A 23366-nucleotide genomic window follows, 5' to 3' on the forward strand; every position below is an offset into this window, starting at 1 on the left:
CCATGCCCACCTCCCGCGCCATCAAACTGCTCTGCTTTGCGGTGTTTTCCGCCGCGGCCACCATCGTGTGCAGCAGCGGCTATGTCACTCCCGGCAGCCTGGCCGAGACAGAGCAGGCCGAAGGGCACCTGGCTGCCTCCGCCACTGCCCTGCAGGGCCTGCTGGACCCCGGCCAGCTGCCGCAGCTGCCCACCGCCTCGCTGACCCCGTCCGAAGTTCCCACGGAAGTGTTTGCCACCGCGGCGCCCACGCCCACCCCGGCCCAGTCGCCCACCGCCAGCCCGCCCTTCATCTACACCGCCCAGGCGGGCGATACGCTCGCCTCACTGGCTCTGCGATTCGGTGTGGATGCGGCCGAAATTGCTTCGCCGCAAGACATCGCCGCCGGGCTGCTTAACCCCGGCCAGATCCTCACCATCCCCAACCGGGTCGGCGCCAGCGGCCCCAACCAGCGCCTGATCCCCGACAGTGATGTCGTGCTCTCTCCATCGTCCATTGATTTCAATACCGCCAGTTATGTCGGCCGTATGGGCGGCTATCTGGCCAGCTACCGGGAGTACCTGCCCTCCGCCTGGTACAACGGCGCCGCCGTGATCGAGCGGGTGGCCTACGAGCACTCGCTTAACCCGCGCCTGCTGCTCTCCATTCTGCAGGAGCAGAGCAATTGGGTGTTGGGCGAGCCCTCGGCCAATGCCCCGCTCGACTATCCCCTCGGCCACATCGACGCCATGCAAAAGGGGCTGTACCAGCAGCTGTCCTGGGCGGCCCGCGAGCTGTCCGTGGGCTATTACGGCTGGCGCGAGGGCACCCTCACCCAGCTGACCTTCCGGGACGGCTATGTGCTGCGCCTGGCGCCGGACTTGAACGCCGGCAGTGTGGCCGTGCAGTATCTCTTCAGCCTGCTCTATGATTACCCCGGCTGGCAGGAGAAGATGGATCCGGAATTCGGCTTCGCCTTCACGCACGGCAGGGCCATGTTCCCAGACCCGTGGTTGCGCGCCACCCAGAATGAACCGCTGCTCACCGCAGATTTGACCCAGCCCTATCTCAACCTGCCCTTTGCCGTCAACCAGGCCTGGTCGTTCACCTCTGGTCCGCACGGCGCCTGGGCGCCCAACGGCGCCCAGGCTTCGCTGGACTTTGCGCCCGGCAGCTTGCTGCCCGGCTGCGTGCCCTCAGACAGCCGGGTGGTGGCCTCCTCCGCCGGGCTGGTGGTGCGCAGCGGCATGGGCGTGCTGGTCTTGGATCTGGATGGGGATGGCTATGAACAGACCGGCTGGGTCTTGCTCTACTTGCATGTCACCAACAAAAGCCACCTGCGCGTTGGTGACTGGGTCAACCGGGGGGACTTCCTGGGCAACCCGTCCTGTGAGGGCGGGCAGGCCACTGGCACGCACTTGCACATCGCCCGCAAGTACAACGGCGAGTGGATCGCCGCCGGCGGTCCGCTGCCCTTCAATTTCAGTGGTTGGGTGGCCAAGTCAGGAGCCGCGCCCTACCTGGGTACGCTGGAGCGCGACGGGAACGTGGTCACCGCCTGCACCTGCGCCAATGCCGGCACGCGCATTGCGCGCCTGCCGGAAGACCCTTAGTCGCCCTGCGCGGCGGTCACAGCCTGGCGGAAAGCGTCCAGCGTTTGCAGGGCGGTCAGGTTGCGCCAGGCCCAGCCGGATTTCATGCGTGCCGGGTCATCAAAGTACGGCCCGGATACGGTCAGATGAAAGCCGTCGTCCTCCACGCCGTTGTTGGGCAGCCCCTGCACGGCTCGCCAGAAGTTCCATAAAGGCAGATCGTATTCCGCCGCCACAGAGGCAATTTCGGCATTGATGCTGTGGTCGCCTTCCAGGTTGTCGGCCTTGGTCGCCAGGATCGGCACCACACCCTCGGCGATCAGGTAGTCCACGATCGTGCGCAGGTGCTTGCCATACTCTTCCGCCCCGCGGTCGTTCCAGTTCTCTTCCAGGCTGACCAGCACCACGCTGGGGTTAAAGTGGCGCACCTCGCACATCAGGGAGTTCTCGGTGGGGTCGCACATTTGCTGGTTGGCCGCCAGCGGGGAGAGCAGACGGCCCACGTTCAGGCCGCCGGCCACCGCCAGGCTGTCGCGTGAATAGGAGCCAAAATACCAGTCGATGGTCTCCTGCAGGTAGGCGTACTCTTCCCCCAGGCTGTGGAAGCGCGGGTCTTCCAGCGCGCTCAGGAAATAGGTGGTGATGTTTTGGCAATCGCCGATCTTCGAAAAATGCTGCGGGTCGTTGCCGTTGGCCACGCCGCGCAGGTAGATTTGGATGGCCGTCTCTGAGAACTCTGGCACCACCGGGTAATCGCGCCAGTCGGCGGGGTGGTTGCCGCGCGGCAGGCGGGTTTCTGCCGCCGTTGGCTGCGTATTCTCGCTGGCGGCGACTGGCGTCAGGCTGGCCGTATTGCCGCCGGCTGCTTGCGCGCTGGTCGGGTCCGCGGCGTCTGTAGGCTGGCTGGCAGCCGCCGGGGCGGCACAAGCCGCCAGGCCCAGCAGGCTGACCAGCAACAGGAAAGTGATCTTCTTGAGCATCAGCGCTACGCTTGCGGTGCTGTTACTGGTAGCCGCACATGCGCCACTCGCCGCCCTCTTGACTGGCGAGATAGCTGCGCAGGCTCAGGTCGATCGATTCGGTCTCGCCGCCCGCATAGCTGAACAGGATCTCGCCCTGGCAGGCTACCGTGGCGTTGGAGCCGTCTTGTGTCACTACGTTGCAAGCCGCCCCGCTCAGGCTGACTTCCACGCCTTCAAAGGCGGCGCCTTCTGCGTTGGCGTTGGCTTCCCAGGCCGCGCAAGACAGGTTGACTGCAGCGACGTTGTCTCCGGCCACCAGCGCGTTCAGGTATTGCTCCACAACCGCCTCGGGTGAGCCGGCCGCTTGGCTGCTGCAGGCGCCCAGCAGCAGGGCGATAAGGGCAAGAGCAATGAGAAAGAAAAATGTGCGATTCACGAGATTAGACCTTTTCAGTAGAATGAAAACAGTGTACCAGAACGCGCTTTAGTGCTGTCTAAGAGAAGCGGCCAACTATGGCGCTGCCCGCTTCTCTCCGTATAATCTCGACATGCAGATTCGCAGTATCTCGGCGCGGCTGGCCGCCTTGGCCTGCCTGGCCATCTTCTTGGCGGCTTGCGCCCAACCCCCGCCCGGCCCGCAAGACACAATCCCCAGCCCGGGGGTCACTCCCAGCCTCACCCCCAGTCTGGCGGAAACCCAGCTGCCCACCTCCACCCCGCTGCCCACCCGGCCGGCCTATCAGCCGGGCCAACTGGTGGACTATGTCGTCCAGAACGGCGATACGCTGCTGGCCCTCGCCGTGCGCTTCAACACCACCGCCCGCGAGATCCGCGCCGCCAATCCGGTCATCCCGGACAACACCACCACCTTGCCGCCCGGTTTGCCGCTCAAGATCCCCATCTATTACCGCGCCTATTGGGGTTCTGCTTACCCCATCATCCCGGACAGCCAGTTCATCAACGGCCCGGCCGTGCTCGGCTTTGATACCCAGGCCTTTGTCGATACCCACCCCGGCTGGCTGCGCAACTACCGCGAATACGCTTCTGGCAGCATCCGCACTGGGGCTGGTTTGGTCGACCTGGTGGCGCTCAACTTCAGCGTCAGCCCGCGCCTGTTGCTGGCCTTGCTGGAATACCAATCCGGTGCGCTGAGCGCCCCTGTACCGGACACGGACGTGACCAACTACCCCATGGGCTACGAGGTCTTCCGCCATCGTGGCGTCTACCTCCAGTTGGTTTGGGCGGCCAACCAGCTCAACGATGGCTATTACCAGTGGCGCAATGGCAAGCTGATCGAGTTTGAACGTTCTGACGGCCTGATCTACCGGCCGGACCCCTGGCAAAACGCGGCCAGCGTCTCCCTGCAGGTCTTCTTCAATCGCACCGAAGATGTCTCCGGCTTCCAGGCCGCGATTGGGCCGGAAGGCCTGGCCCAGACCTTTGCCGGATTGTTCGGCGACCCCTGGGCGGCCGACCAGCCGCATCTGCCCGGCAGTTTGACCCAGCCGGAGCTGCGCCTGCCGTTCCCGCCTGGGCAGGCCTGGGCCTATACCGGCGGCCCGCACACCGCCTGGGGCCAGGCCCAGCCCTACGCCGCGCTGGACTTTGCCCCGGGCGAGCAGCGCGGCTGCACGCCCAGCCGCCAGTGGTCCACCGCCATGGCGGCGGGCAAGGTGGTGCGCACCGGTGAAGGCATCGTCGTGCTGGACCTGGACGGCGACGATGATGAACGCACCGGCTGGGTGCTCTTCTATTTGCATTTGCAGGATGACCAAAAGGTGGCCCTGGGCACGCAGGTGCAGGCCGGCCAGCCGCTGGGGCATCCCTCCTGTGAGGGCGGCTCGTCTACCGGCACGCACGTGCACGTGGCCCGCAAGTACAACGGCGAATGGATCGATGCGGCCGGCGCGCTGCCCTTTGTGATGGAAGGCTGGGTGCCGGTGGAGGGCAATGCCGCCTACGCAGGCTTGCTCACCCGCCTGGGTTACCAGGTGCGCGCCTGCACCTGCTCCGACGCTGCCAGCGCCATCCTCTCGCAGGCCCCTGCGGTGGCCTTGCCCACCCCGGCCCTGCAAGAGGCAGAAGAAACGCCCAGCAACTAGGCTGGGCGAATCTCGAACCGGCTGTCTATCTGCACGGCGTGCTTCAGCATGTTGTAGGCCGGGCAATATTTCTGCGTGGAAAGTTCGATGGCGCGTTCCACGGCCGCAGCTTCCACTCCCTCCCCGCTGACGATGTATTCCACCAGCACATGCGTCCACACCTTGGGGTATTCTTCGCGCCGCTCGGTGTTGACCCGTACCTGAAAAGCCTGTACGGGCTGGCGCTTCTTTTGCAGGATCGAGATCACGTCCATGCCGGTGCAGCCCGCCAACGCAAAAGCCATCAGCTCCATCGGCGAAAGGCCCGGGTTGTCGGCGTTGCCGCTCAGCTCCACGGGCAGCCCGCTCGGCCCCAGGGCGCTAAAGCCCAGGCTGTTCTTCCAATCCACTGCAACTTGCATGCACACCTCCAGAGATGGCGCGATTATAGTCCGCCGCCCGGGGCTGGGGTTCGCCGCCAAAAATTTCCCCGTTACAATCGTGCGCGTAGGCCCACATGATCCCAATTCGTCTCGCCATCGCCGGCTTTCTCTCCTATCGCAAACCGGTCGAACTGGATTTCACCCAGTTCGACCTGGCCTGCATTTCCGGCCCCAACGGGGCCGGAAAATCTGCCCTGCTGGACGCCATGACCTTCGCCCTGTTCGGCCAGGCGCGCGCCCGCGGCGATGCGCTGATCAACACCCACCGTGAGGTCAAGGCCGCCGAGGTGACCCTGACCTTTGGCTACGAAGGCAACGTCTATCGCGTGCAGCGCATCGCCCAGCGTGACAAGCCCACCCTGCTGGAGTTCCAGATCCAGACCGGCGAAGACAAATGGAAGGCGCTCACCGAGCGCACGCTGCGCGACACCGAAGCGCGCATTTATGACACCCTGCGCCTGGACTACGAAACCTTCGTGAACGCCTCGTTCTTCTTGCAGGGCGCCGCAGATCAGTTCACCCAGCAGCGCCCGGCGGAACGCAAACGCATCCTGGGCAATGTGCTCGGCCTGGAAATTTGGGAGACCTACCGCCTGCGCACGGGGGAGCGCCGCAAAGTGGTGGAGAACCAGATCAGCGTGCTGCAAGGCCGCCTGCAGGAGATCAACCAGGAGCTGGACCAGGAACCCCAGCGCAAAGCGCGCCTGAAAGAGCTGCAGGAACAAGTCAAGGCGCTCAACGAAGCGCGCCTGGCCCAGGAAGCCGTGATGGATGGCCTGCGCATTCGCACCACGGCGGTCAAACAGCAGCGCGCCCTGGTGGCCACGCTGGAAGAGCAGCTGCTGCGCCTGCAAACTCAGCTGGAAGAGAACCAGGTCCGCTTGCAGGAGCGCCAGGCTGAGCAGGCCGAGTACGCCGCCCTGCTGGCCGAGGCCAAAGAGATCGAGGCGGGCTACAAGCAATGGCAGGCCGCCCGCGAGCAGATCGCCCGTCTGGACCAGGTTGCGGCCCAGTTCCGCGAACAGGAGAGCCGCCGCAACGCGCCCCTGCGCCAGATCGAAACCGAGCAGGCCCGCCTGGAGACCGAGCTGGAGAACCTGCGCAAAGACGAAGCCAACCTGCAGCAGTTGTTGGCCACCCAGCCGGAGCTGGAGGCCGAAAAGAAGACCGTCGAAGCCGAAGTGACCCGCATGCAGGCGCAGTTTGCCAAGCAGAGCGACTGGGACGCGCAGCTGAAGCAGCAGCGCGCCCTGCAAACCAAGGTTGAGACCGAAAACCCGATGTTGCGCGATGAGATGGTCAGCCTCAGGGCCAAGATCGACCAGATGGAAAAGGCTGAGGGTTCGGCGGCCTGCCCCACCTGCGGCCAGCCGCTGACCGAGGAGCACCGCCTGTCGGTCATCGCCGAACTGACCGTGGAAGGCAAGCAGATGGGCGATCGCTACCGGGCCAACAGCCAGGAGCGCCAACAGGTCGCTCAACGCGTGACCAAATTGGAGAACGACCTGGCCCAGTTGGCCCAGCTGGACGACGTGCTTTCCGGCAAGACCATCCGCCTGGCGGAGCTGAACACGCGCCTGGCCGAGATCGCCCGCGTGGAAGCCGCCTGGGTCGAGCAGCGCGCCCCGCGCCTGGCCGAGATCGAAGCCGCCCTGCAGCAGGGCAGCTTCGCCGCTGAGGCGCGCGCCGCCCTGGCCGCGGTGGATGCGGAGCTGAAGCAGACCGGCTATGACGCCGCCGCCCACGATGCGGCCCGGGGGCAGGAGCTGGAGGCCCGCCCGGTGGAGCAGCGCATGCGCGCCCTGGAGCAAGCCAGGGCTGCCTCCAAGCCGCTGGAGCGCGAGATCAAGGACCTGCTGAAACAGCAGACCGCCCTGGAGAAGGAACGCGCCGCCCAGCAGCCGGCCCACCAGCAGGCGCTGGAAGCCCTGGCCCCGCTGACCGCCGATCTGCCTGATGTGGATGCGATGGAAAAGGCGATCCTGGAGAGCCAGCAGCGTGAGAACCAGGCCCGCACCGCCCTGGGCGCCGCCCAGCAGGAGGTGGATGTGCTGGACACCCTGCGCGCCCGCCGCACGGAATACCTGGCCGAGCGCGAAGCGCTGGCCGGGCAGGTAGCCCAGTTCCAGACGCTGGAGCGCGCCTTCGGCAAAGACGGCGTGCCCGCCATGCTGATCGAACAGGCCTTGCCGCAGATCGAGAGCAAGGCCAATGAACTGCTGGAACGCCTGAGCGCCGGCACGATGAACATCCGCTTCGTCACCCAGCAAAAGTACAAGGACAGCAAACGCGAGGACCTGCGCGAAACGCTGGACATCCAGATCAGCGATCGGGCCGGCGAGCGCGAATACGAGATGTTCTCCGGCGGCGAAGCCTTCCGCATCAACTTCGCCATCCGCCTGGCGCTCTCCGAAGTGCTGGCCCAGCGCGCCGGCGCCCGCCTGCAGACCCTGGTGATCGACGAAGGCTTCGGCAGCCAGGACGAGCCCGGCCGCCAGCGCCTGGTGGAAGCCATCAGCCAGGTGCGCCAGGACTTCGCCAAGATCCTGGTCATCACCCACATCGACGCCCTCAAAGATGCCTTCCCCAACCGCATTGAAGTCGAAAAAGGCCCGGAAGGTTCTACCCTGCACGTAATCTAACTACTGTGTCGCTCTGAAGCCGAAGGATTCCATAAGTCTTGGATTGCACCCCAGCTTGCTTAGGGGGTCAACACAACCATCTGTGTCGCTCTGAAGCCGAAGGATTCCATAAGTCTTGGATTGCACCCCAGCTTGCTTAGGGGTCAACACAACCAACTGTGTCGCTCTGAGCGAAGCGAAGAGCTTTTGATGCGTTGGTTAAAGAATCATAATGACTGATTAGCATACTGGTTCTTCGCGGGACTTGCAGCCTAGCTGCAAGCCCGCTCAGAAACACACGATACTACGTATGCTGTGTAAGCTCCGAATGCTATAATCCTTGGGCTTATCCCAAGAACCGAGACAGAGTATTTCTATGCTAGACAAAATCGCGGGCATTGAAGCCCGCTACCAGGAAATTGAACGTGAACTGGCCCAGCCCGCTGAGGATTACCAGCGGGTGGTCGAGCTGTCCAAGGAGCGCTCCGAGCTCGAGCCGCTGATCGCCAAGATGCGCGCCTACCGCGAGGCCCTGCGCCGGCGTGACGAATCGCAGGAGATGGTGGACGGCGACGACGCCGAGCTGGCCGAGCTGGCCGCCGCCGAGCTGGCCGAACTGGAAGACCAGGTGCCGCAGCTGGAAAACGAGCTCAAGTCCATGCTGCTGCCCAAAGACCCGCGCGACGGCCGCAACGTCATCATGGAGATCCGCGCCGGCACCGGCGGCGATGAGGCTGGCCTGTTCGCCGCCGACCTGCTGCGCATGTACAGCCGCTACGCCGAGCGCCGGGGGTGGAAGACCGAGATCCTCAGCCTTTCGGATACCGGGGTGGGGGGCCTGAAAGAAGCCAACCTGCTGATCAAGGGCCGCGGCGCCTTCTCGCGCCTCAAGTTCGAATCCGGCGTGCACCGCGTGCAGCGCGTGCCCAGCACCGAGGCCCAGGGCCGCATCCACACCTCCACCGCCACCGTGGCCGTGCTGGCCGAAGTGGACGAGGTTGAGATCAACATCCCCGAGGGCGACGTCAAGATGGACGTCTACCGCTCGCAGGGCGCTGGCGGCCAGAACGTGCAGAAGAACTCCACCGCCGTGCGCCTCACCCACCTGCCCACCGGCATCGTGGTGCAGTGCCAGGACGAGCGTTCACAGTTGCAGAACCGCTTGCGGGCCATGTCGATCTTGCGTGCCCGCCTCTACGAGATGGAAGAAGAGAAACGCCGCTCCGAGATGGACTCGACCCGCCGCCTGCAGGTGGGCAGCGGGGCGCGCTCGGAGAAGGTGCGCACCTACAACTTCCCGCAGTCGCGCCTGACCGACCATCGCATCGGTTACAGCTCGCACAACCTCTTCGCCCAATTGGACGGCGACCTGGATGACATGCTCGACGAATTGGCTACCCAGGACGAGGCCGAGCGCCTGGCCAGCGTGGCCTGATTCCGTATAAAGATCTGTGAAGATGGGGCAGCTCGCCCTATAACTGGCATCTCCCCTATTCCTGAGCGCATGCAAACCACCAGCGTGCATCACGCCCCAAGCGTTAAACTATCCCCCATGCCCCTGACCGTCTCCGCCGCCCTAAAAGAAAGCCGGGAGCGTCTGGCTGCAGCCAGCGATAGCGCGGCCCTCGACGCCGAAGTGTGGCTGGCCCATGTGCTGCGCCAGCCGCGCAGCTGGCTGCTGGCGCACCCGGAAGCCGAGCTGAGCGCAGCGGCCCAGGCCGCCCACGCCGCCGGCCTGCCGCGCCTGGCAGCGGGCGAGCCGCTGCCCTATCTGCTCGGCCAGTGGGAGTTCTACGGCCTCATGCTGCAGGTCTCGCCCGCCGTGCTGATCCCGCGGCCGGAGACCGAGCTGCTGGTGGAAGCGGCTCTGGCTTGGCTGGCAGACCACCCCGGCCGGCGGGCCGCCGCCGATGTCGGCACCGGCTCGGCCTGCATCCCGGTGGCCCTGGCGGTTCATTGCCCAGACCTGCAGGTGTGGGCCGGCGACATCTCGCCCGAAGCGCTGGCCGTGGCAGCCGCCAACGTCGCCCGGCACGGCCTGGGCGGGCGCCTGCACTGCATCGCCAGCGACCTGATGGCGGCGCTGCCCGGCCCCTATGACCTGATCACCGCCAATTTGCCTTACATCCCCGAAGCGCGCCTGCCGCAGCTGGCCGTCAGCCGTTGGGAGCCGGCCCTGGCCCTGGGCGGCGGGCCGGACGGCCTGCGCCTGATCGAGCCTTTTCTGCAGCAAGCGCGGGCGCGCCTGCTGCCCGGCGGCCTGCTGCTGGCCGAGATCGACGCCAGCCTGGAAGCCGCCGTATTGGCCCTGGCCGCCGGCCTGTGGCCCGCCGCGGCGGTCGAAGTACGCCCCGACCTGGCCGGCCGGCCGCGCCTGCTGGTGGTGGGTACATGAACACCCGGCGCATGGACGCGGCCGACCCGGCCGCTATCCCGGCAGCGCTGCAAACCCTGGCCGCCGGCGGTTTGGTGGCTTTCCCCACCGATACCGTCTACGGCCTGGCCGCCCGCGCCTTTGACCCCGCCGGCATCGAGCGCCTCTACGCCGTCAAAGACCGCGCCCAGACCAAAGCCATCGCGCTGCTTCTGGCCGGCCCGGCCGACTTGCCGCGTGTGGCCGCCGAGGCCAGCCCGGCGGCGCAGAGGCTGGCGGCCCGCTTCTGGCCCGGCCCGCTGACCCTGGTGCTGCCGCGCCGGCCGGAACTGCCCGCCGCGCTCTCGCCGGACGACACCATCGGCCTGCGCGTCCCGGACCATCCGGTCGCCCTGGCCCTGCTGGCCGCCGCCGGCCCGTTGGCAGTCACCTCCGCCAACCTCTCTGGCGGCGCCAACACCCTGGACGCGCAGGCCGTCCTGGCCCAGCTGGCCGGCCGCATTGAGCTGCTGCTGGACGGCGGCCGTACGCCGGGCGAGCAGCCTTCCACTGTCATCGACCTGAGCGGCCCGGTCCCGCGCCTGCTGCGCCCCGGCCCGATCAGCGAAGCCCAGATCCTGGCGGCGCTGGAAGAATAGGCGACCCGGTAAGGGCGGCTTGCTGGCCACGCAAGTATTGCCCTTCATCCTGAGGCGCAGCCGAAGGATCCCACGTCTAACATTGAAGTGCTTTTAGGTAAGGAATCCCCGAACCGCACGTCTATTAATCCAAGCCTAACCCTGTACTTAGCCCTTCCTTAGCTTGCCGGGCTAAGATACAGGCAATTGAGATCTCCTCCTCACACCAAAGGAGCGTTTGTCCAGCCAGCCAAACGCTCCTTTGGGTTTAAGGGAGAAGTTGTAGAGAAGCGTCGTTGCGCCAGCAACGCAGCTTCTTTTAGTGGTGCGTAGCACCACAAGCCTGCCAGGAGCCGTTTGATTTAAGGAATTCATGGGGGGACCGCAAGCGCTGTGCTGTAACGCAAAAGCCTGCTAGGTGCGGTTTGAGGCAAATCATGAAAAAGGAATTTGGATTCCTAAGTGCAAATAGGTTAAATAAGTTGTTACTGTGTTTTAGAAATTAGCTCTGCAAAATTATTGAATACAACTTCATATACTTCCCCTCTCTGACTATGTTCCCTATCAACAAGGTAGCTATTTGGCGTGGGATATTCTATGTGAATATCTGGATGCATTTGTTTTGCAAAAAAGAGGCCGACCGTTTGCATTTTGCTTCCACTGGCAACACAGATGATTCTTTCAAAAACACCATGTTTATTGTGTAATTTATCTAGCACTTTTATTGTGTCTCTATAATCTATCAAGCTACTTTTATTTTTTAGTCTCCCTGTTTTATCTAACTCATTGTCAGCCGGATATTCTTTTATCAGACCTTGATTGATTTCTTGCATTGCTAACTCCCGCCACTTATCTTCATGGTTATTAGGAATGCCATTTACGAGGATTAGCCGATGAGGAGTTATCGTTCCAAGCATATGTCGAATTAACTGCTCGTTGAAAGAGGTAAATGCCACAAGAGTCACAGGCTGTCCCTGCATTTTGGTACTGCTCAAGAAGCGTGCTCTTACAATAGATCCGACGCCGCGGCTTGGATATGTGGAGACCAGCTTCATATTCTTTTTTGATCTTTCATAAACGCTTTGGGATGGCAGGTAAGGTTTTTGGGTTGTATAAGCGAGCCGTAAAATCCCCTTAAAACCGCGTAATGCATTTAGGGTAGCGAGGATTAAAAGCTTTGTCATAGCTGATATATCAACTACTATTTCTACAAAGTCATTTTGATCCTCTAGAGCTTCTAGCATAATATCTTCCGCTTCATGGGGGCTTTTGGTATCATACGGTAATTCTTTTATTGCGAAGTTACTACTACCCAGATTGCTCAATAGAGCATTAAGTTCTTTAACCAGATTTGTCCCTTTCGGATTCTTATAGGAAACAATCCTTGCATCGTCCAGGATGCCGCTATTGTTCTCCTGAAACCCAGCCCAACCTAAAGAACGCGGTTCGAAGCCGTGAGCCGCGATAAAGAGGCGACCAGGAGAGACTTGAGCCCTAAACGCTTTTTCCACGCTTGGTAAATTTTCAATTTCAATCATTAAATAACTCCAATTGACCAGGGGGAGGACCTTTTTTCCTTTTCCAGTCTTCAACAAACTTCTTGGGGTTTAACAACAAGTCCTGGAACTGGGAACTCTTTAGTTGAATGTTATCTCTGGATGAAAAAGTTAAATTGCTAAAAGGGATAAGTGCTCGATTTAAGTACATCCTTGGCGTCATAAAACCGCGCACACTTTTACCTCGCCAATCTTGAAGAAATAGGTGGTGTCTGAGCAATCCATCAAGAAGCTGCCTAGCCTGATTGTCTAGTTCAAGTTTATCAATAATCTCTAAACGAAATGCTTGCTTTGGAACCAAGGCTTCCTCATTTTTGACTAAATGCCCTTTTAACATTTCATACTTTGAAATTGCTGTAAATGCCTCAACTATGCTCTTTAACGCTTCACCGTATTCCTCAGGTTTAGGAGAGGAAGACATCTTACTCTTAATCGGCAAAGATGCATTTCCTTTTTTATTGTATTGAGATAAATCATACTCTGGCGTTTGAGCTGAACTTATTGACTCCAGTAATTCGCCACCTATTGATCTAAAGACTGCGTCTTGAATATGTGCTTTTATTGGCATAGCAAACTTCCCCGCTTTGTTTTTTAATTTTTCTTCTGCATCTGTAAGTATTAGATTCAGTATTTTTATCATTATGCGTATATCGCTAGACCACATATTCACAAATGTGTCGGCACCGTGATAATAAATCCTTTTTTTTGTTTTGTTTTTCGATTTTTCTCGCATGAGTGTTGCTAGTTCATTTCCCGATTTCTTTGACCCACCGAGAATGTCGAGAAGCGTATAGTTTTCACCTTGAAAACGATTATGTCTTTTAATTCTAGGCCTAAACACACTCTCTAGAAAAGCAACTCTGGTTGCTTCACTGTGATGTAGGCATTCGGAAGCGAGATCCAACAAATCAAAGTCGTGATTCACTTCCAAATGCTTTCCTTTAGAGGTGGTTCGAACAAAGCTTCTGTTCGATTCCGATGAGACTTTAAAAACCACATTGCTTTTTCGCTCAAAGATAATGTCATTTAAGATCCGTTGTATACCTGGTGTAACAATTGGAACTGTATAGTCGTCTAGAAAAAGATACATAGGTTTACTGCGCATCCAGGGGATGTTCTTTTCTAGTAGTTCTTGTATTTCATCTAGAAAATCTCTCCGGGCCAACTGCCAATGTGTTAATCCCTTAAGTTTTCCGAGCTTAGTGAGTCGAACTTTTTCTTTTTGTTCGTCTAGAAACGCTCGAATTCTATTTATAGTTAATCCGCCGTCGGGCAACCGAAAATACTCTTCTTGGAATCGAAGAACTAAGTATTTGTCGAACCAAGAGAAATCAAGGGGCTCTTGTTCGCTGTAAAGCGCTAAGGTTTTTGTGATTTCACTTAACCATGCTAAATGAAAAAAATGAATCAATTGCTGCTGGGCTCCCTCATTAAGATCTTTCGGAATCCAGGTATAAGGTTCGACCAACTCGCGGCAGTTCAAATAAAATCCTATAAAAGTATCAGCGCCCTTTACACCAGATGGCTGATCAACAAGTTTGTCCATAAAGGCTGTTAACCTTCGGAAAGTCATTGTCTTTCCACACCCCCTTGCTCCTGTGAGTACAGTTGTAGTTCTTTTCAGTAGCTTTTCTGGGGAGAGGAATTCGGGTACAAATAAAGCCCTCCACTCTTCGACTCTAAGCCCCAGCATTTCTGTGGAAGGGAAATCGCCAGCGGTCGAAAAGTCTGAAACGGTCCCACCCATTGCCGCTTCCACTTCAGCAACTTTTTGAAACTCATTGAGTTGACTAATTAGTTGTTCAGGACTTCTGATTGTTATCCCCTGAGTGGGATTAGTTTCATGTAAGTTTTTAAGAAATTCTTCAAATTTGTAATACATGTTTTTATCGCGTGGGCTAAGATCTGAAGGATTGACCCGATCAGTTAGCCTTTTTAGGATTGTATATAGTTGTCGGAAATCCTCTCTGGCGTCTTGATCTCCCTCTGGGCCACCATAACCGAAATCTGCTAGATAAATCTCAATAGGATTGCCAATCACTCTTTCATCTGGGGATGAAATTAAAATATTACCTTCGTGGATATCACCATGAACTACCCCGACTTTTTTACAGGAATAAAGTACACGTAAAATTGTGATTGCCAACAATTCGATGAAAGCCATATCTATTGGATAACGTGCATCCGATAGATACCTTTTTAAATCCACCCCAGGTATCAAATCCCATGCAATCCAAACGAAGGGATTGTCTTCCTTATCCACTCCACTTCCATAAGTGTGATAAGGGACCACATTTTTTATGCCCTTGAGCTTTACAACTTTATCAATTTCTTTTTGCCATCCCTCTTTCAGCCGCTTGTTCGGAATAACTTTGATTGCTACGATGTCTTCGGCGCGACTCGTATGTTCAGCTTTATAAACCGCACCAATTTTGCCAAATCCAATCTTTTCAGTTAGCATGTAATTGTTATAGACTGTTACGCCAATATAGTTATCCGTGTTCATTGTTCCCGCCTTCGGAAGATGATTATAGTTTCTTCTATGCTACCCTTGTAGCTTCTTCTTATTCTTCGAGATTGAGGTATTTCTTCGGTAAAAAGCGCTGCTAACTGAAACTTAGTATTTTGAGCTGTCGCTAGGTCAACAATCAACTCCGGCAGTTGTTTCTTGTGATTCTTGCTTTCCATATTACCGACTACTAAGATGCAATGGCCACCTTCTCGAACTTGCTCAGACCAATTTTGGAAGCATAGTTGGATAACATTTAAAAATGCATTTTCATCTGGAGAGACTCTCTGGTCTAAAGCTTCCCATTCTGATATTCCAAGCATCCATAAACGCAATCTATTGTCACGAGCATAATCAAGATTTCGCATATATGGAGGGCTAGTTAATATCAAATCCACCTTGTCCTCTAATTTTAAAAGCTCGGCTTTTTCATTGCTAATTGTTCTTGATAGCGTGTAGTCCAGATTCGGGACTCTTCGAAACGCCCTTTCAATTTTCTTTCGAAGTCTGCTCGAAACATCTCTATAGGTGTATAGCTCAGGATAGTCATGAATCGGGAATTTCTTGTTACGCAAATAGGGAACTGCGTGACTGCTTGGAAACGATAAAAATCCTGGTCTTTGATGGTGCAAAATGCCCAAAAGACATGCGAGCAGAAAGTATGATTTTTCGTTGAGTAAAAATTTCCTCCAAACAAGGATTTCTCTTAAAGTTTCATTGTTAAAGAACAGTCTAACCCAACGAGGTACTGTCCTTAGATCAATAGATTCTCCACTTCCGGCAATTATGTTTTGAAGGTTTTCAAACTCTGTTAAAGCATCTGAGAGATTGCGCGGGGGTGATAACTTTGCTCGGGTAAGGCAAACTGCATATGGATTTAAATCGTTAGCAAATACTCTTCTTCCAAGAGCCCAGCCTTCAAAGGCAACTGTCCCGCTTCCAGAAAAAGGATCGCAGATGAAATCACCTGGTTTGGAGAAAGTTGTAATTAGGCTATTTGCCATTTGGGATTTCATTTTTCCCAAATATGGCGAAAGCTGGTGGATAGTTGATTCCTTGCCAACAGTGCTCCCCTTCCAGGATGGCAATAAATAGTCCAATTTTCTATTATGCATAAGATGACCACCCCTTGAGGTGATTATTTATTATATTTGACAAGCTACATACTATCCAATCCCAACCCAGGCTCAATATCTATATCCAATTCATCAGCCTGCCCTTTAATCTCATGGCGGAAGTAGCCCGCCGCGGCGATCATCGCCGCGTTGTCTGTGCAAAGCGGCATGGGGGGGAAGTGCACCGGCCGCGGGCTGTCGCCAAACGCCGCCCTTAGGGCGGCGTTTGCGCTCACCCCGCCGGCCACCAGGATCTCAGCCGCGCCGAACTCCTCGGCGGCGCGCAGGGTCTTGCCCACCAGCACGTCCACCACGGCCTGCTGGAAGCTGGCCGCCAAATCGGCGGCCTGCCCGCCACTCGGCAGGCGCGCCTCGCCGATCTGCAGGTCCTGCCCGATGGTCAGCTCACGCACCACGTGCAGCACATTGGTCTTCAGTCCGCTGAACGAGAAATCCCAGCTGTCCGGCAGCCAGGCCCGCGCCAGCTTGAAGGCCGCCGGGTTGCCGCCCTCTGCCGCCTGCTGGATGGCCGGGCCGCCGGGGTAGCCCAGGCCGATCAGCCGCGCCACCTTGTCGAAGGCTTCGCCGGCGGCGTCGTCCAACGTGCCGCCCAGGCGCTGGTAGTGCAAATGGTCCTTCATCAGCACCAGCTCGGTGTGTCCGCCGGAGACGATCAGGGCGAGCAGCGGGAACTGCGGGCCGGGGTCTTCGGCGGCCGCTTCGCCCAGCTGCACCCAGGCTGAATACAAATGACCTTCCAGGTGGTTAATGCCGTACAGCGGCAGGCCGGAACCCAGCGCCAGGCCCTTGGCCATGTTCAAGCCCACCAACAGCGAGCCGGGCAGGCCGGGGCCGCGCGTCACTGCAATGGCGTCCACATCGCCCAGCTCCAGGTGTGCCTGGGCCAGCGCTTCTTCCACCACAGCGTCGATGACTTTGATGTGCTGGCGCGAGGCCACTTCAGGGAACACGCCGCCGTATTTGGCGTGCATCTGGGCTTGGGAGGCCACCACATTGGAGAGCGCCAGGCGGCCATTCTCCACCACCGCCGCGGCGGTCTCGTCGCAGGAGGTTTCGATGCCCAAGATGCGGGCAGGGCCTAACTTTTTGCGACGCGCCATGCAGAGATTATAGCGGCGCAAAAGCGGCGCATAGCGATTGTCGCTGCCACTATAATTCGTCCATTCTTGCTATTGGAGGGAACTATGTTGGGGAAACTGTTGGGCTTGGCTTCCGAAGTAAGTGCCGAGGAGGTCAAGAATCAATTCGGCCCTATTCTGCTTGACGATGAAGAAGTTCAGATCGGTTTTCGAGTTATTCGAGACATCTTTATTTTCACAGACCGGCGGCTCTTGCTGATCGATAAGCAAGGGCTAACCGGACGCAAAGCAGAGTATCACACCATCCCATACTCATCTATTACGCACTTTTCCACGGAGAGCGCTGGCACCTTTGATATGGATGCGGAGCTAAAGATCTGGATCAAAGGCATGGACAAGCCTATCCAGAAAGAGCTCAAAAAAGGCATCAATATCATCGGCCTGCAAAAGACACTGGCCCATTTTGTGACCAAGAAGTAAGTTTGCCTCAGCCGTTCAAAAAAGCCCGCCGATTTCTCAGGCGGGCTTTTTGTGTCCGCTATTTCAGCGGGATCACCAGATCCAGCGGGTAGGGCGCCAGCACTTCCGGCGCGCCGTCCGGTCGCATGTACACCGCGTTCTCCAGGCGCATGCCCAGGCCGCGCTCTGGGTAATACAGGCCGGGCTCGATCGTCACCACCGCGCCGCGCTTGAGGATGTCCTTGCCGCTGGCGTCACGGCCAAAGGTGGGGCGCTCGTGAATGTCCAGCCCCAGGCCGTGGGCCAGCGAGTGCACATAGCCGTCCTTGGTGGCCGGGTCTTCCGCCACGGTGGGGTGGCCGCGTTCTTTGAAGATCTCGCATACGCGCATCTGGTAGCCGGCGCAGGGTGTATCCGGCTTCAGTTCGCTCATGATCGTTTCGTAGGCGTAATGCACATCCTCATACAGCGCCAGGGCGCCGTCGCTGGCATGGCCCAGGCACCAGGTGCGCGTAAAGTCGGCCCAGTAGCCGCCGCCGGCTTCCACCGGGAAGATGTCGAAGACGATCGGCTCGCCCAGGCGCAGCAGGCTGTCTGGCCGGCCGGTGTTGTGCGGCACGGCCCCCTCCGCCCCGGGGGCGAAGATCGTGCCGTGCGGGTTGTCCAGGCCGCGCTCGGCCAGCCACAGGTTGATCTTGGACTTCACCACGCCCACCGTCACTGGTTGGCCCTCGGCGTCGACCAGCACGCCGTCTTTGGCTTTCTGGCGGCTGAGGAAGTCGGCGGTCTGGCCCACCACCTCGGTGGTCTGCGTCAGGATCGCCCGCAGGCGTTCCACTTCCTGCTGGTCCTTGGTGGCCCGCGCTTCCTGCAGCATCGAGTCCTTGATCTCGCCGACGAACTCGATGCCGGGCATCAGTTCGCCCAGCGCGCTCAGCAGGCCAAAGCTCGCCCCCGCGTCGCGCTGCCCGTAGACCACCACCCGGCCGGCGGTCAGGCCGGCGTCGGTCAGCATGCGCTGGTGCAGGCGCGCCTCGGCCAGGGTGTGGTCGCCGCCGCAATCCTTGAGGATGGCGGGGTAGTTGTATTCGGTGATGTTGCGCGTGGCCAGGCCGCTGGCGGCGGCTTCTTCGCGCTCCATCGCATGGCAGTACAGCACAGGCTCTTGGCCGCGGCGCAGCACCAGCATGCCGCTGGTGACATGCACCACGCCGGTGAAGTAAACCATGGCCGGGTTGTGCAGCGCATCGCCAAAGACCACCAGGGCGTCCAGGTTGCGTTCCTCCATCAGGGCAGGCAGGTCAGATTTCATCGAATACCTTTCGAAGTGGACTAAGGTTCCCAGCGGGCGCGCTCGCGCAGCCGCAGGAACCACTCAATGGCGAAGAAGGCCGCCGCCAGCAGCAAGACCAGGGCCACGTTCAGCACCTGGCCCACGCGCAGCCAGGCCAGCGTGCCGGCGAATACGCCGGCCCACAGCGCCTGGCGCATGATCACTCGTACCGTGGCCGGAGGCTCGCCGGGGAAACGATAGTTAATGAAGGAGACCACCGGCAGGGCGGTGCCGGTGAAGGCCACCACCACCAGGAAGAAGAACAGCCAGCGCGGCCCCAGCGTGGGTTCCGTGGAATTGAGCAGGGTGAACAGGCCGCCCCAGCCCAGCCCCATGAACACCACGGTGCTGGGCAGAAAGGCCAGGGGCGAGGGCGTGCGGGCCGGGATCATACAGGGCTGATTATACGATGCATCAACTATCTACTTGACAGGCTTGCCCGGCCCGTAGTAAGCTGGTGGCACTCTATGAAAGGAGGCGCACAAGGCATGTTGGCAAACCAATTCATCATCCGCACCCGCATTCAGCCCGCAACCGCACTGCCGGGTTCCGCTGGTCTGCCTTCGCGTATTGCGCCTCCTGATCGTCCCTAGAGTACACCCTCACTCACTGAAGTAGACGGCCACGGCGCAAACAGCCCGTGGCCGTTTTGTTTTCACGGCGGCCCGGGCGCAATCCCTCGGGCCGTTTCGGTTCGAGAAACTATCAAGAACTTATGGAGAAGACATGTTAAACAAAACCGAAGACAGCCAGATGGATTTCAGCCTGCGGGCTCCCCAGCTCAGCGACTTGCAAGCTGTGGTCGACCTGCACAACGAGTGTTCGCGCCAGCTGGACGCCAAAGACGAGATCACGTCGGCGGAAATGGCCAATTTCTGGGAAACGCCGGATATCAGCCTGCCGGATGACCTTCGCCTGGCGCAGGCCAGCGACGGCCGCCTGCTGGGTTATGTTGAGGCGCTGACCTATGGCAATCCCGGGGCCAATCCCTACATCCATATTCGCGTCCTGCCGGCTGCGGCCCAGGCCGGAGTGGCCGCCGCCCTGATGGACTGGGCCTTGGCTCGCTGTGAACAGGTGCTGGCGCGTGTCCCGGCGGAGCTGCGCGTCTGCATCAGTCTGCACCAACTCAGCACTGACGAAACCATGCCCGCCGTGCTCGCCGAGCGCGGATTTCAGCTGGTGCGCCACAGCTTTTTTATGGGTGTGGACCTGAACCAGCAGCTCTCCGCGCCGCAATGGCCGCAGAATGTCGAACTGCGCCCCTTCAAGCTCGAGTCGGATGCGGAACCGGTCTACCGCGCTCTGGTGGATGCCTTCAAGGACCATTACGGCTTCCTGGAAGAGCCGTTCGAACAGGGCTTTCCGCGTTGGAAACACGCCATGATCGAGGACGAAGAAGCCTACATCCCGGAGCTGTGGTTCATCGCCTGGGAGGGCGACCAGGTCGCCGGCATCGCTCTCTGCAAAGAGCTGCCAGAAGATGGCAAGAAGATCGGCTGGGTGGAAGACTTAGGCGTGCGCCGCGCCTGGCGCAAGCGCGGCTTGGGCAAGGCGCTGCTATTGCAAAGCTTTCAAGCCTTTCAGCAGCGCGGCCTGTCCTCGGCGGGCTTGTTTGTGGACGCCAGCAATCTGACCGGTGCCCTGCGTTTGTACGAAGGGGCAGGAATGCGTATGCGGCGGCAATACGACCGCTACGAGAAGGAACTCCGTCCTGGAAAGGAGGTGAGGACCACTGAACTAACGGCCTAGAGGGCCAGACCCAAAAAGAAAACGCCTGCTACCGACGCAGGCGTTTTCTTTTTGTGGCGCGCTACAATGCGTATCATGGACATTCAAGCAGTCATCTGGGATTTTGGCGGTGTGCTGGTGCGCACCGCAGACCACACCGAGCGCGAACGCCTGGCGCAAAAATTGGGCATCAGCCGCCAGGAGCTCGAAACCCGTATTTTCGATGGCGACAACCGCCGCCGGGCGCAGTTTGGCGAGGTGGACGGGGATGCCTATTTGCAGGAAGTCGCTGCCGAGTTCGGCGTGCCCGTGGAAGGGCTGACCGCCGCCTTCTTCGGCGCCGACACGCTGGATGAGACCCTGATGGCCTACATCCGCGGCCTGCGCCCGCGCTACAAGACGGGCTTGCTCAGCAACGCCATGAACAATTTGCGCGCGCTGCTGGTTACGCGCTATCCCGTGTATGATGCCTTCGATGAGGTCATTATCTCCGCCGAGGTGGGACTGATGAAGCCGGACATCGCCATCTATTCGCTGGCGGTCGCCCGCCTGAGCGTGCAGTCACAACGCGCCGTGTTTGTGGATGATTTCCTGCCCAATGTCGAAGGCGCCCGCCAAGCCGGCTTGCAGGGCATCCATTTCCAAAGCCGCGAACAGACCCTGGCGGAATTGGCTGCGCTGGGCGTAGCATGACCCGCCTGACCCTGGGCCTGGTGGCGGACACGCACGTGCCCGACCGCCGCCGCAGGCTGCACCCGGCTCTGCTGCCCGCTTTGCGAGCGGCCGGCGTCAGCCAGATCCTGCATGCCGGCGACATCTCCCGGCCGCGCGTGCTGGCGGAATTGGCCCAGGTGGCGCCGGTGCTGGCCGTGCGCGGCAACCGCGACTGGTTCCGTTCCGATGATCTGCCGCTGACCCGCTGCCTGACCGCGGGCGGGGTGCGCGTGGGGCTCACCCACGGCCACGGCGGCTGGCGCGCCTACCTGGCGGACCGGCTGCGCTATCTGGTGATGGGGCCGCAGTCCTTCGAATTTTTTGCGGAACGAGCGGTGGCCATGCTGCCCGATGCGCAGGTGGTGGTCTTCGGCCACAGCCACGAGCCGATGATCACTCAGCTGGGGAATTGCCTGGTGATCAACCCGGGTTCGGCATGCTGTCAGGCCCTCCCGGGGCGGGGGCCGACTTTCGCTCTTCTGCACATCGAAGGAAAGAAATTCGAGGCTGAGATTGTCTCTATGGATATACAGCCTGCCAAACAGTGATATTTGCCCCTCTGGCCTCGTTAGCAGGTGTGTCAAACTATGTATATCCAATCATCTGCCCGCAAGCGTAGCGGGTGGGAAGGAGCACACAATGCCTGCAAAAGCTGTCCTTAAAGGGGACTCCCTGACTGAAGAAAAACAGGTGCTGATTGAGCGCCTCAACGAAGACCTGGCGGGTGAGCTTGGCGCCATCATCCAGTACGTGACCTACGCCGCCAAGGTCACCGGGCCTTACCGCCCGCAATTGGTCGAATTCTTCCTGGGTGAAGTGCCGGACGAACAGCGCCATGCCCAGTTCCTGGCCAACAAGATCGTCGCCTTGGGCGGCGAACCCACTACCGAGGCACGCCCGGTGGTGCCGGCGTACAGCAACCACGAAATGCTGGCCGCCGTACTTGAGGCAGAGCAGCGCGCCGTGCGTGATTACACCCAGCGCGCCCTGGACGCCGACGAGTTCGGCGACAAAGGCCTGGTGGTGGAACTCGAGAACATCATTAGCGACGAAACCACCCACGCCGAAGAGACCGAGCGCATCTTGCGCGATTGGCCTCTCTAAAATTTCGGTCTACCCGCAGCTTGCGTAAGCAAGCTGCACAATCTCCTCCTCCAAGAGCCGCCGTAGGACACTACGGCGGCTCGCATTTAAGGCCGCCGTGGTTTGCGACTATAATTCGGCCACCCACCTCCGGAGGAGATCCACATGGCTGGCAAACGCGTCAAACTCATCATCAATCCCAATGCAGACATGGGCGCCGCTTGGCGGCACGCCAGCGCACTGCGCCCATTGGCAGACCAATACGGCGGCGCTGACTGGGCCGGCACGGTCTACCCCGGGCACGCCATGGAGTTGGCGCGCCAGGCCGGCGAAGACGGCTACGAACTGGTCGTCGCCATTGGCGGGGACGGCACCGTACACGAAGTCATCAACGGCCTGATGCAGGTACCCAAAGCCAAGCGCCCCAAGTTCGGCGTGGTGCCACTGGGCTCCGGCAATGACTTTGCCCACGCCATTGGCGTAGACCCGCGCCCCGAAGTGGCGCTGACCCAGATCTTCACCGAAGGCAGCCGCCGGATCGATCTGGGCGTGATCGAAGACGAGCACGGCCGTGTCGAGTATTGGAACAACACCATCAATATCGGCTTCGGCGGCTCGGTCAATATTTATTCGCACAACCTGCCCGTGGTGCGCGGCTTCCTCATGTATTTTGTCGCCGTGCTGATGACCATCATCCGCAACTACAACATTCTGGAAATGGACATCACCACGGACAAAGAGAAGTGGTCCGAAGGCATGATCATGCTGGCAGTGTGCAATGGCCACCGCGAGGGCGGCGGCTTTATTACCGCTCCAGAGGCCAAGATGGATGATGGCCTGCTCAACTACACCGCGGCCGGCGCCGTTTCGCGCTTGTTCATGTTCCGCATGATCCCGGAATTCATGCGCGGCACCCAGGGCAAGTTCTCACAGGTCAAGATGGGCACTCTGAAAGAAATGAAAATTCAGTGCAAGCAGCCCATGTCGCTGCATACCGATGGCGAAATTTGGGCCGGCTTTGGCAGCAATGTGCGCCAGTTGAAGATCCGCATCCTGCCCGCTGAGCTGGAGATCGTGGCCCCCCAGCCCTAGGACTG

Annotated in this window: 21 protein-coding genes; 12 read left to right on the forward strand and 9 right to left on the reverse strand. The window is 59.4% G+C overall.

The annotated features are described in order from the left end of the window. Positions 1-2: 2 nt before the first annotated feature. Complete coding sequence (locus tag KF885_05955; GenBank protein MBX3048696.1) at positions 3-1592, forward strand: LysM peptidoglycan-binding domain-containing M23 family metallopeptidase; 1590 nt, start codon at positions 3-5, stop codon at positions 1590-1592. Here KF885_05955 and KF885_05960 read toward each other — a convergent pair. Continuing rightward, positions 1589-2551, reverse strand: a complete 963-nt coding sequence (locus KF885_05960) for an SGNH/GDSL hydrolase family protein (GenBank protein ID MBX3048697.1) — start codon at positions 2549-2551, stop codon at positions 1589-1591. The two genes, KF885_05955 and KF885_05960, sit on opposite strands and share 4 nt — an antisense overlap. A 22-nt stretch (positions 2552-2573) precedes the next feature. Then, positions 2574-2969, reverse strand: a complete 396-nt coding sequence (locus KF885_05965) for a hypothetical protein (protein MBX3048698.1) — start codon at positions 2967-2969, stop codon at positions 2574-2576. Between the two features lie 112 nt (positions 2970-3081). On the opposite strand from KF885_05965, the gene KF885_05970 reads away from it, so the two are divergent. After that, positions 3082-4635 (forward strand): LysM peptidoglycan-binding domain-containing protein, encoded by a 1554-nt coding sequence (locus tag KF885_05970; protein MBX3048699.1) that lies wholly within the window; start codon positions 3082-3084, stop codon positions 4633-4635. Here KF885_05970 and KF885_05975 read toward each other — a convergent pair. Continuing rightward, the gene (locus tag KF885_05975) at positions 4632-5036 is read right to left on the reverse strand and encodes an OsmC family protein (GenBank protein ID MBX3048700.1); all 405 of its coding nucleotides are present in this window, start codon (positions 5034-5036) and stop codon (positions 4632-4634) included. The two genes, KF885_05970 and KF885_05975, sit on opposite strands and share 4 nt — an antisense overlap. A gap of 95 nt (positions 5037-5131) precedes the next feature. Here KF885_05975 and KF885_05980 point away from each other — a divergent pair, with 95 nt between their 5' ends. The 4 genes from KF885_05980 to KF885_05995 all read left to right on the forward strand — a co-directional run bounded on the left by KF885_05980 (position 5132) and on the right by KF885_05995 (position 10690). Then, positions 5132-7699, forward strand: a complete 2568-nt coding sequence (locus KF885_05980; protein ID MBX3048701.1) for an SMC family ATPase — start codon at positions 5132-5134, stop codon at positions 7697-7699. Between the two features lie 355 nt (positions 7700-8054). Continuing rightward, the gene (prfA, locus tag KF885_05985) at positions 8055-9113 is read left to right on the forward strand and encodes a peptide chain release factor 1 (GenBank protein ID MBX3048702.1); all 1059 of its coding nucleotides are present in this window, start codon (positions 8055-8057) and stop codon (positions 9111-9113) included. 117 nt (positions 9114-9230) lie between these two features. Further along, on the forward strand, positions 9231-10073 hold the full coding sequence (gene prmC, locus KF885_05990; GenBank protein MBX3048703.1) for a peptide chain release factor N(5)-glutamine methyltransferase: 843 nt from the start codon (positions 9231-9233) through the stop codon (positions 10071-10073). Beyond that, positions 10070-10690 (forward strand): threonylcarbamoyl-AMP synthase, encoded by a 621-nt coding sequence (locus tag KF885_05995; GenBank protein MBX3048704.1) that lies wholly within the window; start codon positions 10070-10072, stop codon positions 10688-10690. Before prmC ends, KF885_05995 begins: the two co-directional genes overlap by 4 nt. Before the next feature lie 464 nt (positions 10691-11154). Here the strand turns inward: KF885_05995 and KF885_06000 are convergent, their stop codons facing one another. From KF885_06000 to tsaD, 4 genes are read right to left on the reverse strand one after another with little or no spacing between them, the layout of a single operon-like run. Continuing rightward, positions 11155-12207: a hypothetical protein gene (locus KF885_06000; GenBank protein ID MBX3048705.1), complete on the reverse strand. Its 1053-nt coding sequence runs from the start codon at positions 12205-12207 to the stop codon at positions 11155-11157. Then, positions 12200-14731: a protein kinase family protein gene (locus KF885_06005; GenBank protein MBX3048706.1), complete on the reverse strand. Its 2532-nt coding sequence runs from the start codon at positions 14729-14731 to the stop codon at positions 12200-12202. The genes KF885_06000 and KF885_06005 overlap by 8 nt, the downstream gene beginning before the upstream one ends. Then, positions 14728-15834: a DNA adenine methylase gene (locus KF885_06010; protein MBX3048707.1), complete on the reverse strand. Its 1107-nt coding sequence runs from the start codon at positions 15832-15834 to the stop codon at positions 14728-14730. The genes KF885_06005 and KF885_06010 overlap by 4 nt, the downstream gene beginning before the upstream one ends. A 59-nt stretch (positions 15835-15893) precedes the next feature. Next, complete coding sequence (gene tsaD / locus KF885_06015; protein MBX3048708.1) at positions 15894-16970, reverse strand: tRNA (adenosine(37)-N6)-threonylcarbamoyltransferase complex transferase subunit TsaD; 1077 nt, start codon at positions 16968-16970, stop codon at positions 15894-15896. 84 nt (positions 16971-17054) lie between these two features. Between tsaD and KF885_06020 the strand changes: the two genes are divergently transcribed. Beyond that, a complete protein-coding gene (locus KF885_06020; GenBank protein ID MBX3048709.1) occupies positions 17055-17429 on the forward strand; it encodes a PH domain-containing protein in 375 nt (124 codons plus the stop codon). 58 nt (positions 17430-17487) lie between these two features. On the opposite strand, the gene KF885_06025 is transcribed toward KF885_06020, so the two are convergent. Together KF885_06025 and KF885_06030 are read right to left on the reverse strand one after the other, a co-directional pair. Beyond that, positions 17488-18720: an aminopeptidase P family protein gene (locus KF885_06025; protein MBX3048710.1), complete on the reverse strand. Its 1233-nt coding sequence runs from the start codon at positions 18718-18720 to the stop codon at positions 17488-17490. Positions 18721-18740: 20 nt separating this feature from the next. Beyond that, a complete protein-coding gene (locus tag KF885_06030; GenBank protein MBX3048711.1) occupies positions 18741-19133 on the reverse strand; it encodes a hypothetical protein in 393 nt (130 codons plus the stop codon). Between the two features lie 334 nt (positions 19134-19467). Here KF885_06030 and KF885_06035 point away from each other — a divergent pair, with 334 nt between their 5' ends. The 5 genes from KF885_06035 to KF885_06055 all read left to right on the forward strand — a co-directional run bounded on the left by KF885_06035 (position 19468) and on the right by KF885_06055 (position 23361). Then, positions 19468-20493: a GNAT family N-acetyltransferase gene (locus tag KF885_06035; protein ID MBX3048712.1), complete on the forward strand. Its 1026-nt coding sequence runs from the start codon at positions 19468-19470 to the stop codon at positions 20491-20493. Positions 20494-20568: 75 nt separating this feature from the next. Continuing rightward, positions 20569-21165: an HAD family phosphatase gene (locus KF885_06040; protein MBX3048713.1), complete on the forward strand. Its 597-nt coding sequence runs from the start codon at positions 20569-20571 to the stop codon at positions 21163-21165. Continuing rightward, positions 21162-21734, forward strand: a complete 573-nt coding sequence (locus KF885_06045) for a metallophosphoesterase family protein (GenBank protein MBX3048714.1) — start codon at positions 21162-21164, stop codon at positions 21732-21734. Before KF885_06040 ends, KF885_06045 begins: the two co-directional genes overlap by 4 nt. A gap of 91 nt (positions 21735-21825) precedes the next feature. Continuing rightward, complete coding sequence (locus KF885_06050; GenBank protein MBX3048715.1) at positions 21826-22290, forward strand: ferritin-like domain-containing protein; 465 nt, start codon at positions 21826-21828, stop codon at positions 22288-22290. 144 nt (positions 22291-22434) lie between these two features. Beyond that, a complete protein-coding gene (locus KF885_06055; protein MBX3048716.1) occupies positions 22435-23361 on the forward strand; it encodes a diacylglycerol kinase family lipid kinase in 927 nt (308 codons plus the stop codon). Positions 23362-23366: the final 5 nt, after the last annotated feature.

It is taken from the genome of Anaerolineales bacterium (assembly GCA_019637805.1).
GTDB lineage: Bacteria > Chloroflexota > Anaerolineae > Anaerolineales > UBA11579 > JAMCZK01.